This is a genomic window from Pseudomonas sp. NGC7 (assembly GCF_047159675.1).
Taxonomy (GTDB): Bacteria; Pseudomonadota; Gammaproteobacteria; order Pseudomonadales; family Pseudomonadaceae; genus Aquipseudomonas; species Aquipseudomonas kermanshahensis.
Genome location: NZ_BAAFZY010000001.1, coordinates 6,084,929 through 6,097,026 on the forward strand (window position 1 = coordinate 6,084,929; position 12,098 = coordinate 6,097,026).

Sequence of the window (12,098 nt, forward strand, 5' to 3'; positions counted from 1 at the left end):
GCGCCATCTGGATCTCCGGAAATTCGGGATGGGAGGTGTAAACCTTATTCAGGACGGGACAGGTCGATCAAAAAAGGAATGACACTCGCACTTTTTTTCGCTTGTGAGCCATGTGCATTCCCAGCTTTCATGTAAGCGTCCGAACCCAATCAGGAAGCTAGCGATGCCCGCCCACGATTTCGTCAGCCCAGACAGCATCCGCGCGCAGTTCTCTGCCGCCATGTCGCTCATGTACAAACAGGAAGTGCCGCTGTATGGCACGCTGCTGGAGCTGGTGAGCGAAATCAACCAGCAGGTGATGACCCAGCAACCAGAGGTGGCCGAAGCGCTGCGCTGGACCGGCGAAATCGAGCGCCTGGACCAGGAACGCCACGGCGCCATCCGCGTCGGCACCGCCGAAGAACTGGCCACCATCGCCAAACTGTTCGCGGTGATGGGCATGGAGCCCGTCGGCTACTACGACCTCAGCTCTGCAGGCGTACCCGTGCACTCCACCGCCTTCCGCGCCGTGCACGAGCAGTCCCTGCATATCAGCCCGTTCCGGGTGTTCACCTCGCTGCTGCGCCTGGAATTGATCGACAACCCGCAACTGCGCGAACTGGCACAGGGCATCCTGGCCAAACGCAAGATTTTCACCCCGCGCGTACTCGAGCTGATTGCCCAGTGCGAGCGTGACGGCGGCCTCAGCGCAGCCGACGCCGAGGCGTTCGTGCAGGAAGCGCTGCACACCTTCCGCTGGCACCATGACGCCACGGTAACCGCCGAGCAGTACCAGCAACTGCACGACCAGCACCGTCTGATTGCCGATGTGGTGGCCTTCAAGGGCCCGCACATCAACCACCTGACCCCGCGCACCCTGGACATCGACGCGATCCAGGTCGGCATGCCGGCCAAGGGCATTCCACCAAAGGCCGTGGTCGAAGGCCCGCCCACCCGCCGCCACCCAATCCTGCTGCGCCAGACCAGCTTCAAGGCGCTGCAGGAAAAAGTCGCCTTCAGCGGTCAGCAAGGCAGCGAGGGCAGCCACACCGCGCGTTTCGGCGAGATCGAACAACGCGGTGCCGCACTGACGCCGAAGGGTCGCCAGCTGTACGACAAACTGCTTGATGCTACCCGCGCCGCCTTGGGCGGTGTGCCAGCCGAAGCCAATGCCGAGCGTTACAGGACGCTGTTGAGCCAGACCTTCGCCGAGTTCCCCGACGACCTGGCGCAGATGCGTGAACAGGGCCTGGCCTACTTCCGTTACTTCGCCACCGAAAAAGGCCTGGCCGCTCGCGATCACAGCGACCGCCCGACCACCCTGCAAGGGCTGATCGATGCGGGGCATGTGCACTTCGAGGCGCTGGTGTACGAAGACTTCCTGCCAGTGAGTGCAGCGGGGATCTTCCAGTCCAACCTGGGCGATGATGCGCAGGCAGAATACGGCAGCAACGCTAACCGTGAGGCGTTCGAAGCTGCATTGGGGCTGAAGGTGCAGGATGAGCTGGCGTTGTATGCGCAGAGCGAGCGCCGCTCGTTGCAGGCGTGTGCACAGGCGCTGAACCTGGGGTCGATGTAAGCCTTAGGGTCGCATTGGGTCGCGCTGCGGCCCAAGCGTCGGCAGGACCTGCACATCTGGCAGGTCCATCGCCGCCACCTCCGCGTGCAAGAATTCGCTCAAGCGCCGCAAACGCTCGCCACCCGGCCGGGTGCGCGGCCACACCAGGTAGTAATCCATGCCGCTGGGCACCGCCGTTGGCCAGGGCAAGCTCAAACGCCCCTGCGCCACATCCTCGGCCACCATCAGCAAATCCCCCATCGATATGCCATAGCCACGCGCCGCTGCGATCATGCCCAACTCCAGGGTATCGAACACCTGGCCGCCCTTAAGCGACACCTTGTCGCTAAGCCCCATGCGTTCCAGCCATTCGCGCCAGTCACGCTTGTCCACGGTCGGGTGCAGCAGTTCGATGCAGGCCAGCCGACGCTCGTCCCACGGCCCATCATCGAGCAGGTCCGGGGCGCCCACCGGGATCAGCAGTTCGGGAAACAACCGGCGCACTTCCCAATGCGCCGGGAACACGCCATCGCTGAGCAACACGGCGCAATCGAAAGGTTCCTGGTTGAAGTCGACATGGTCGACGTCCATCCAGGCACTGGTCAGCTGCACTTCGTTACCGGGCTGCAGGTGACGAAAACGGCTAAGGCGGGCCAGCAACCAGCGCATGGTCAGGGTAGAGGGCGCTTTCATGCGCAAGATGTCATCTTCGCCGCGCAAGGTGTCGCAAGCCCGCTCCAGCGCGGCGAAGCCTTCGCGCACGCCGGGCAGCAACACCCTGGCCGCTTCGGTCAATTGCAAGCTGCGGCCGCTGCGCACGAACAGGCGGCAAGCGAAGTGTTGTTCAAGGGTGCGGATATGGCGGCTGACCGCACTCTGGGTAATCGAAAGCTCTTCGCCGGCACGGGTGAAGGAGCTCAGTCGCGCAGCGGCTTCGAATGCGCGCAAGGCATACAACGGTGGAAGCTGACGAGACATTAGGCACCTGCCATGCGGGCTGGGGAACGGATCGCTGACAGCATAAACACATGAGTCAAACTCATGCCAATGATCGTTTTTATCCTTTTGTGCAAAGCTGACCAAAGCCTCAGAATCGCCCTTCGCTCACGGGATCAGGAAAAGGACCACACGCATGCATGTAGCGCCTACCACCGAACTCAAGGCTTTGCTGCGCCTGGCTGGGCCGCTGATCGCCTCGCAGTTGGCGCACATGCTGATGGTGCTGACCGACACCCTGATGATGGCCCGCATCAGCCCGCAAGCCTTGGCGGGCGGCGGTTTGGGCGCTGCGAGCTACTCGTTCGTGTCGATTTTTTGCCTGGGCGTGATCGCCGCGGTCGGCACGCTGGTGGCCATCCGCAAGGGTGCCAACGACATCGAGGGCGTCACACGTCTGGCACAAAGCGGCCTGTGGCTGGCCTGGGGCCTGGCCCTGGTCGCGGCGCTGGTGCTGTGGAACCTGGAGCCGGTGTTGCTGATGTTTGGCCAACAGCCGGAGAACGTCGCCTCGGCCGCCGAATTTCTCACCCTGCTGCCGCTGGCCCTGCCCAGCTACCTGACCTTCATGGCCCTGCGTGGCTTCACCAGCGCGCTTGGCCGCTCGACGCCGGTGATGGTCATCAGCGTGATAGGCACGGTGCTCAACTACCTGCTCAACGTTGCGTTGATCGAAGGCATGTTCGGCCTGCCCAAGCTGGGCCTGATGGGCATCGGCCTGGTCACTGCCGTGGTGTCGCTGGGCATGGCGATTGCCTTGGCCCTGTACATCCGCTGGCATTCGGCCTATGCCGCCTACCCGCTGCGCCAGGGCCTGTCACGCCCTTCCTTGCCGGCCCTGCGCGAGCTGTGGCGGCTGGGCCTGCCGATTGGCGGCACGTACATGGTGGAGGTGGGCCTGTTCGCTTTTGCCGCACTGTGCATGGGCGTGCTCGGCAGCACGGAGCTGGCGGCGCATCAGATCGCGCTGCAGATCGTTTCCACGGCGTTCATGGTGCCCACCGGGCTGTCTTATGCCGTAACCATGCGCGTGGGCTTGTACTACGGCGGCGGCAACCTGCTCGCGGCCCGCAGCGCAGGCCGGGTGGGGATCGGTTTTGGCGGGATGATCATGTTCGCCTTCGCCGCGCTGTTCTGGCTGTTGCCGGATGCCCTGGTGGGGTTGTTCATCGACCGCAACGACCCCGCGTTCGCGGCCATCTACCAACTGGCCGTGCAACTGGTGATGGTCGCGGCCTGGTTCGAGCTGTTCGACGGCATGCAGACCATCTCCATGGGCTCGATCCGTGGGCTGAAGGATGCCAAGACCACCTTCCTGATCGGGCTGTGCTGCTATTGGCTGGTGGGCGCCCCCAGCGCTTGGCTGTTCGCCTTCAACCTGGGAGGCGGCGCGGTCGGGATCTGGTGGGGGCTGGCGTTAGGGCTGGCCTGTGCGGCAGTGGCGCTGACCCTTGGCTTTGAATGGCGGATGAAACGGCTGTTGAGAAAGGCGAGTTTGCCTGACAGGTCTGCACTGCCTGTGTGATTGCCGGGGCTGCTTTGCAGCCCTAGCCGCTTTACAGGCTAACCAGATGCGGCCTTCCACAGTCCTGCAAAAACGCCATCAACTCCGCCACCGGCAGCGGCTTGCTGACCAAAAATCCCTGCACCTGGTCACAGCCGAACTCGCGCAACAACGCCATCTGCGCTTCGCTTTCCACTCCCTCGGCAACCACTTCGAGGTTGAGGTTATGCGCCAGGTTGATCATGGCGTGCACCAGCTTGCGGTTCTCCTCGCGCATTTCCATCTCGGCGACAAAGCTGCGGTCAACCTTGAGCAAGGCGATTGGCAGGCTGTTCAAGTGCACGAACGATGAGAAGCCGGTGCCGAAGTCATCCAAGGAAAAACGCACGCCCAAGCGCCCAAGGGCATCCATGGTCTGGCGCACCTGTTCGTTGCGGCGCATGACCGCCGTCTCGGTCAGCTCGAACTCCAGCCAGCGCGCATCGACGCCGTGCTCGATGATCAACCGGCTCAGGGTGGCCAGCAGCTGGCTGTCCTGAAACTGCCTGAAGCTCAGGTTCACCGCCATGTGCAGCGGCGGCAGGCCATGCTCGCACAGCGCCTGCATGTCACGCAGCGCGCGCGATATCACCCAGTAGCCAAGCGGCACGATCAGCCCGCTCTGCTCGGCCAGCGGCACGAACTCGCTGGGCGGCAACAGGCCGCGCTCGGCATGGCGCCAGCGCACCAGCGCCTCGAGGCCAACGATGCGCCCATCGGCCAGGTTCAGCCGTGGCTGGTAATGCAGCTCCAGCTCGTCACGGCGCAGGGCCCGGCGCAGCTCGCTTTCCAGGTCGGCGAGGCTGCGGGCGTTGCGGTTGATGCGTTCGTTGAAGACATGAAAGGTACAGCCCTGGCTACCCTTGGCCTGGCGCATGGCGATGTGCGCATGCCACATCAGCGGGTCGGCGCCGCCCTGCGCCCGGGCGTGAGCCAGGCCCAGGCTGCAGCCGAGCAGCAGGCTTTCGCCGTCGATCCAGTAGGGCTCGGCCAAGGCTTCGATGATGCGTTCGGCCATCCACTCGGCGCGGTTCGGGTCGCGGCGGGTATCGATCAGCAGGGCGAATTCGTCACTGCCCAGCCGGGCCAGCTGGTCGCCGGCCTCCAGTTGCAGCTTGAGCCGTGCCACCACCTGCAGGATCAGCCGATCGCCGCTTTGATGGCCAAGCGCGTCGTTGACGTGGCGGAAGTTGTCCAGGTCGAGGTGGCCGAGGGCCAGGCCACGGCCATCCCCCTCTGCCAGGCGCGTGGTCAGCAAGGCCTGGAAACCCTGGCGGTTGGCAATACCGGTCAGCGGGTCCTGCTCGGCCAGGCGTTGCAAGGTGGCAACCAGCACGCCGCGCTCGCGAACGTGGCGCAACGAGCGGCGCAAGGCATCGGCATTGAGGTGGTCACGCACCAGCCAGTCGCTGACCCCGGTGGGCGCCACTTCAGGCTCGTGATCGAGCAGCACGACCGTGGGCAGCTCGCAGCGGCCGGGGGCTGGCAGCAAGGCCGGGGTGGCCAGGATCACGGCTTGGCGGTCGTGGCTGAACAGGCTGTCGACCGACTCCCAGTCAGGTGCGGTCAACAACACCGCGCTGCCGCTCAGTGCCTGCACGCACTCGCGCAACAGCACGGCCCATTCCGGCTCATCAGCCAACAGCAGCAAACGCAACGGTTCGACAGGCGTGGACAAGCGGGCTCCTTAGGGCATGGGCGGGTGCAACGGCAGAGGCCAAGTATGCCACTGCATGAATGAAAATGATTTACGCTTTTATATATGTAGGCAACGACACATTTCGTCGTGCATCGTGCGCGAAACCAGGCCAACCGGCAAATACGATTTTTTCGGTGAATAGCATGAGCCTGACTAATACTTATGCACTGATAAAAGTCTGACTCAGACGTCAGACGGTCGCGCCATTACCGGCCCATGCCTGTTAGAATGCGCGGCTATTTTCTGGCGACCCCCGGTTTCTAGCATGTCCCGACTCAATCCCCGGCAACAGGAAGCCCGAGACTACGTCGGCGGCCCTCTTTTGGTGCTCGCCGGTGCAGGTTCCGGCAAGACCAGCGTCATCACGCGCAAGATTGCCCACCTCATCCAGAACTGCGGCATCCGTGCCCAGTACATCGTGGCGATGACCTTCACCAACAAGGCCGCACGCGAGATGAAGGAGCGGGTCGCCACCTTGCTGCGCCCAGGGGAAGGCCGCGGCCTGACGGTGTGCACCTTCCACAACCTGGGTTTGAACATCATCCGCAAGGAGCACGACAAGCTGGGCTATAAGCCAGGCTTTTCGATCTTCGACGAGTCCGACATCAAGGCGTTGCTGTCGGACATCATGCAGAAAGAGTATTCCGGCGACGACGGCATCGACGAGATCAAGAACATGATCGGTGCCTGGAAGAACGACCTGATCCTCCCACCCGAGGCCCTGGAAAAGGCCCGCAACCCACGCGAGCAGACCGCCGCCATCGTCTACACCCACTACCAGCGCACGCTCAAGGCGTTCAACGCGGTGGACTTCGACGACCTGATCCTGCAGCCGGTCAAGCTGTTCCAGGAACACCCCGAGGTGCTGGAGCGCTGGCAGAACCGCGTGCGCTACCTGCTGGTGGACGAATACCAGGACACCAACGCCAGCCAGTACCTGCTGGTGAAAATGCTGATCGGCATGCGCAACCAGTTCACGGTGGTCGGCGACGATGACCAGTCGATCTACGCCTGGCGTGGCGCGCGGCCCGAGAACCTGATGCTGCTCAAGGAGGACTACCCCTCCCTGAAGATCGTCATGCTCGAGCAGAACTACCGCTCCACCAGCCGCATCCTGCGCTGCGCCAACGTGCTGATCGCCAACAACCCACACGCGTTCGAGAAGCAGCTGTGGAGCGAGATGGGCGTGGGCGACGAGATCCGCGTGATCCGCTGCAAGAACGAGGAAGCCGAGGCCGAACGCGTGGCCATGGAAATCCTCACCCTGCACTTGCGCACCAACCGCCCGTACAGCGACTTCGCCATCCTTTACCGCGGCAACTACCAGGCCAAGCTGATCGAACTGAAGCTGCAGCACCACCAGGTGCCGTACCGCCTTTCAGGTGGCAACAGCTTCTTCGGCCGCCAGGAGGTCAAGGACCTCATGGCCTACCTGCGCCTGCTGGTAAACCCCGACGACGACAACGCCTACCTGCGCGTGATCAACGTGCCGCGCCGGGAAATCGGCTCCACGACCCTGGAAAAGCTCGGCAACTACTCGACCGAACGCGGTATCTCGATGTACGCCGCCAGCGAAGAGCTGGGCCTGGGCGAGCACCTGGACGCTCGTTACACCGAGCGCCTGCAGCGCTTCAAGCACTGGCTGGACGGGGTGCGCCACAAGGTGGCGCTGGATGACCCGATCGCCGCGCTGCACGAGATGATCCGCGACATCGACTACGAGAACTGGATCCGCCAGCAAACCGCCAGCGACAAGGCGGCGGAGTTCCGCATCAGCAACGTCTGGTTCCTGGTCGAAGCGCTGAAAAACACCCTCGAGAAGGACGAAGAGGGTGACATGACCATCGAGGACGCCATCGGCAAGCTGGTGCTGCGCGACATGCTCGAGCGCCAGCAGGAAGAGGAAGAAAACGCCGAAGGTGTGCAGATGATGACCCTGCATGCCTCCAAGGGCCTGGAATTCCCATACGTGTTCATCATGGGCATGGAAGAAGAGATCCTTCCGCACCGCTCCAGCATCGAAGCCGACACCATCGAAGAAGAACGCCGCCTGGCCTACGTGGGCATTACCCGCGCGCGCCAGACCCTGGCCTTCACCTTTGCGGCCAAGCGCAAGCAGTACGGCGAGATCATCGACTGCACCCCGAGCCGGTTCCTCGACGAACTGCCGCCGGACGATTTGGCCTGGGAAGGCCTGGACGATGCGCCCGTCGAAGTGAAAGCCGCGCGTGGCAACAACGCACTGGCCGATATTCGGGCAATGCTCAAACGCTGATCAACCCTTACTCTTTAACCGTTGCCGCTGTTGCGGCCACCTTTGCTACATCGAGGAAAACCACAGTGGAAGCACTGCATCAGAAGATTCGCGAAGAAGGCATCGTGCTTTCCGATCAGGTTCTTAAAGTCGACGCGTTTCTCAACCACCAGATCGACCCTGCGCTGATGCAGTTGATCGGTGACGAGTTCGCCCGCCTGTTCGCCGACGCCGGCGTGACCAAGATCGTCACCATCGAAGCCTCGGGCATCGCCCCGGCGGTGATGACTGGCCTGAAGCTGGGCGTGCCGGTGATCTTTGCGCGCAAGCACCAGTCGCTGACCCTGACCGAGAACCTGCTGACTGCCTCGGTGTACTCCTTCACCAAGCAGACCGAGAACACCGTGGCCATCTCGCCGCGCCACCTCAACAGCAGCGACCGCGTGCTGGTGATCGACGACTTCCTGGCCAACGGCAAGGCGTCGCAGGCACTGATCTCGATCATCAAGCAGGCCGGCGCCACCGTGGCCGGCCTGGGTATCGTCATCGAGAAGTCGTTCCAGGGCGGCCGTGCCGAGCTGGACAGCCAGGGCTACCGCGTTGAATCGCTGGCCCGGGTGAAGTCGCTGGAAGGCGGTGTGGTCAGCTTCATCGAGTGACGGCCATTGGGGCCGCTTTGCGGCCCATCGCGGCACAAGGCCGCTCCCACAGGAAAACGCGATCCCCTGTAGGAGCGGCCTTGCGTCGCGAAAGGGCTGCGCAGCAGCCCCCGCTATCACCCGGTCGCCGCCAACCCCGCCAGCAGCAACCGCTGATAGATCTCTTCTTTCAGCCCCTGGGGGTCATCCAGCCCCATTCGCACCAGCTGCGCCCCATACCCCTCCGGCCCCGGCGCATCCAGCGCGGCCTTCCCCAACTCCAGCGCCTCGCTCAGCCTGAACTTGCTCTTCAACCAGTTCAGCGCCCGCAGCAAGTCCCGCTCCTCAGCCGTGAAATCAGTCCCCAGCGGATACTCCGGAAACAACCCTGCATGCCGTGCCCGGATGGCCTCGAGCCGCTCCGGCGTATTGTCAGTGAAGCGTGATTCCAGCTCGAAATCCTTGGCCAGCTTGCCGGCCTTCTTGGCCTGCGCCATCAGCTCGCCCTGGAAGCGTGAGTCACTGACCGCCAGCAGCCGCGCAATCACCTCACTGTCAGTCTGCCCACGCAAATCGGCGATGCCGTACTCGGTTACCACGATGTCACGCAAATGCCGGGGAATGGTGCAGTGGCCGTACTGCCAGAGCAGGTTGGACGTCACCTGCCCGCCCGCCTCACGCCAACTGCGCAGCAGCAAAATCGAGCGCCCACCCTCCAGCGCGTGGCCTTGGGCGACGAAGTTGTACTGCCCGCCCACGCCGCTGAGCACACGGCCATCCTCCAGCTGGTCGGCAACCCCCGCGCCGAGCAAGGTCATGGTGAACACGGTGTTGATGAAGCGGGCATCCCGACGTTGGCGGCGTTTCAGTTCCTCTTGGCCATACAGCTCGTTGATGTAGCTGATCCGCGTCATGGCAAAGCGTGCGCGCTGCTCCAGCGGCATTTCGCGCAAGCGTTGGTAAAACGCCCGCGGGCCAAGGAAAAACCCGCCATGCACCAGCACGCCCTGCTCGTCCGCCGGGCGCCGCACCACGCCTGCCTCGGCCAGCGCCAGCAGGCCGTTGACGAACATCTCGCTGCAACCGTAGAGGCCTTGGGCGAAAGCATCCAGCCCCCCTTCGCGCTCGATCAGGGCCTGCCACGGGCCGACATCCAGTTCATCCATCAAGGCCCGGTAGCCAGCGTTGTCGCCCTGCCTGGCCAGCAACGCGGCGGCCACGGCATCGCCCATGGCGCCAATGCCGATCTGTAGCGTGCCGCCATCGCGCACCAGCGTGCTGGCGTGCAGGCCAATGCAGTGGTCCTGGGTGTTGACCGGCATGTTTGGCGTAGAGAACAGCCGACGTTGCTCCACCTCGTCAATCAGCAGGTCGAAGGCGTCGATGCTCAGCTCCGCATCACCCGGCATGTAGGGCAGTTCGGCATGAACCTGCCCGAGCATGAGAATGGTCTCGCCGGCCGCGCGGCGCTTGGCGATCATCGGCAGCAGGTCGAGGGTGATGTCGGGGTTGCAGGCCAGGCTCAGATGCACGGGCTTTTCGGGCGTGGCAGCCACCAGCTGGGCAATCAGGTTCAGGCCCTTGGCGTTGATGTCGCGAGCGGCGTGGCTGTAGTTGCTGCTGATGTAGTCCTGCTGGGCAGTCTCGCTGTGCAGCAGGCTGCCGGGCTGCATGAAGAACTGCTCGACGCGGATGTTCGAGGGCAGGCAGTCGTTGCGCAGGTCAGCGAGGTAAGTGAGTTCTTCGTAGTCGGCAAACACACGCTCGACGAAGGGCTCGAGAAAGCGCCGCTGCAGGCCATCACCCAAGGGTGGTCTGCCAAGGGACAGAGCGGTGTAGATCGTCAGCTGGCGCTCGGGCAGTTCGCGCACCCGGGCGTACAGGGCGTTGACGAAGGCGTTAGGTTTGCCAAGGCCCAGTGGCAGGCCCATGTGGATATGGGCCGGCAGGCGTGACAAGACCTGCTCGACAGCCTGATCGATGGCGCAGAGGTGCATCTTGGCCTCCTGAGTCTTCCATGGGTTCAGGGGTTGGACATGGGATATGGCGGGTTGGTTGCCTGTGCGGGCCTCTTCGCGGGGCAAGCCCGCTCCCACAGGTACACCGCAGCATTCAAAGACTGTGAGGTCCCTGTGGGAGCGGGTTTACCCGCGAAAGGGCCGGCACAGGCAGCACAAAAACAAAGCCCGCCATCAACGGCGGGCCTCGTGCAATTCAGCTGTTACTCACAATCCCGACATCTTCTTGATCGCCCCTTTCAGGTCATCATCCGAGCAATCCGCGCACGTGCCTTTAGGCGGCATGGCGTTGATGCCGGTAATGGCCTTGGCCAGGATGCCATCCAGGCCGCCCTGGTGGTCGGCGCGTTCTTTCCACGCGGCGGTATCGCCGATTTTCGGCGCGCCGAGCAAGCCGGTGCCATGGCAGGCATTGCAATGCTTGGCGATGATGTCGTCTGGCGTCTTGGCACCGCCGCCGCCTGCAGCAGCGGCCACTTCCATGCCCTTGCACTCCTGGCCTTGGACGCACACTTGGCCAACCGGCTCCAGGCGCTTGGCGATGTCGTCGTTGGTCGCAGCGGTTGCGCTCATTGCCCAGAGGGCGAATACGGCTGCTGGTACGGCCAGCATCTTCTTGATTTGGTTCACGCGTACACCCTCATGGTGGCTAATCACGCTCGCGGCCACGGGTCGGCGAGCGTTGAAAAGTATAGCGGGAACCCAGAGACCGTGAAACGACCCTACACAGGAAAGGGGTATTGCCGAATCAATGCACTGCGCTGGATCAAAAGTTTGAAGGCGTCGCCGCGCTGATCAGCCGGGCCGGCGCGTCGAAGGGGTTGCGAAAGCGGTGCGGGCGGGTGCTTTCGAAGTAGTAACTGTCGCCTTCTTCGAGGATGAACACCTCGTTGCCAACCACCAGTTCAAGCCGGCCTTCGAGCAGGATGCCGGTCTCTTCGCCGTCGTGGGTGAGCATTTCGGCGCCGGTGTCGGCACCCGGTGGGTAAACCTCGGTGAGAAACGCGATGGCCCGGTTGGGGTGCGACTTGCCCACCAGTTTCATGGTCACCGCGCCGTCCGAGATATCGATCAGCTCATCGGCCTTGTAGACGATCTGCGTCGGGCTCTCGACAGCCAGTTCGACCGAAAAGAATTCGACCATCGACATCGGAATGCCGCTCAGCACCTTGCGCAGCGAACTGATCGAAGGGCTGACGCTGTTTTTCTCGATCATCGAGATGGTGCTGTTGGTTACGCCCGCGCGCTTGGCGAGTTCACGTTGTGACAGGCCCTTGAGCTTGCGGATGGCTTGCAGTCGTTCGCCGACGTCCAAAGCTGGAGCCTCCTGAAACGGGTAGAAATAGGGGTGGATGTGAACGATATCATGGCAATGCCGTTCAGTATTTACAACACACCACCCCTCAAGCTGTC

General features: G+C 63.1%; 9 protein-coding genes. 4 read left to right on the forward strand and 5 right to left on the reverse strand.

The annotated features are described in order from the left end of the window. Positions 1–163 precede the first annotated feature (163 nt). Entirely contained in the window at positions 164–1,558 is a 1,395-nt protein-coding gene (locus tag ACMCNM_RS27165) for a VOC family protein (RefSeq protein ID WP_412765746.1), read from the forward strand. Positions 1,559–1,561: 3 nt separating this feature from the next. On the opposite strand, the gene ACMCNM_RS27170 is transcribed toward ACMCNM_RS27165, so the two are convergent. Further along, positions 1,562–2,515, reverse strand: a complete 954-nt coding sequence (locus tag ACMCNM_RS27170; protein WP_027592180.1) for a LysR substrate-binding domain-containing protein — start codon at positions 2,513–2,515, stop codon at positions 1,562–1,564. A 154-nt stretch (positions 2,516–2,669) separates the two neighbouring features. Between ACMCNM_RS27170 and ACMCNM_RS27175 the strand changes: the two genes are divergently transcribed. Next, positions 2,670–4,058 carry a NorM family multidrug efflux MATE transporter gene (locus ACMCNM_RS27175; RefSeq protein ID WP_412765747.1) on the forward strand — a complete coding sequence of 463 codons (1,389 nt, stop codon included), beginning with the start codon at positions 2,670–2,672 and terminating at the stop codon, positions 4,056–4,058. A 31-nt stretch (positions 4,059–4,089) separates the two neighbouring features. On the opposite strand, the gene ACMCNM_RS27180 is transcribed toward ACMCNM_RS27175, so the two are convergent. Beyond that, positions 4,090–5,754, reverse strand: coding sequence for a putative bifunctional diguanylate cyclase/phosphodiesterase (locus tag ACMCNM_RS27180; RefSeq protein WP_412765748.1), 1,665 nt, complete (start codon positions 5,752–5,754; stop codon positions 4,090–4,092). 286 nt (positions 5,755–6,040) lie between these two features. Between ACMCNM_RS27180 and rep the strand changes: the two genes are divergently transcribed. After that, positions 6,041–8,050: a DNA helicase Rep gene (gene rep, locus ACMCNM_RS27185; RefSeq protein ID WP_099430788.1), complete on the forward strand. Its 2,010-nt coding sequence runs from the start codon at positions 6,041–6,043 to the stop codon at positions 8,048–8,050. Positions 8,051–8,115: 65 nt separating this feature from the next. Further along, on the forward strand, positions 8,116–8,688 hold the full coding sequence (locus tag ACMCNM_RS27190; protein WP_003253535.1) for a xanthine phosphoribosyltransferase: 573 nt from the start codon (positions 8,116–8,118) through the stop codon (positions 8,686–8,688). A gap of 116 nt (positions 8,689–8,804) precedes the next feature. On the opposite strand, the gene ACMCNM_RS27195 is transcribed toward ACMCNM_RS27190, so the two are convergent. The 3 genes from ACMCNM_RS27195 to ACMCNM_RS27205 all read right to left on the reverse strand — a co-directional run bounded on the left by ACMCNM_RS27195 (position 8,805) and on the right by ACMCNM_RS27205 (position 12,000). After that, on the reverse strand, positions 8,805–10,664 hold the full coding sequence (locus ACMCNM_RS27195) for an acetyl-CoA hydrolase/transferase C-terminal domain-containing protein (protein ID WP_412765749.1): 1,860 nt from the start codon (positions 10,662–10,664) through the stop codon (positions 8,805–8,807). A gap of 228 nt (positions 10,665–10,892) precedes the next feature. Further along, positions 10,893–11,297 carry a c-type cytochrome gene (locus ACMCNM_RS27200; protein WP_033693936.1) on the reverse strand — a complete coding sequence of 135 codons (405 nt, stop codon included), beginning with the start codon at positions 11,295–11,297 and terminating at the stop codon, positions 10,893–10,895. 154 nt (positions 11,298–11,451) lie between these two features. Continuing rightward, a complete protein-coding gene (locus ACMCNM_RS27205) occupies positions 11,452–12,000 on the reverse strand; it encodes a cupin domain-containing protein (RefSeq protein WP_027592174.1) in 549 nt (182 codons plus the stop codon). Between the last annotated feature and the right edge of the window lie 98 nt (positions 12,001–12,098).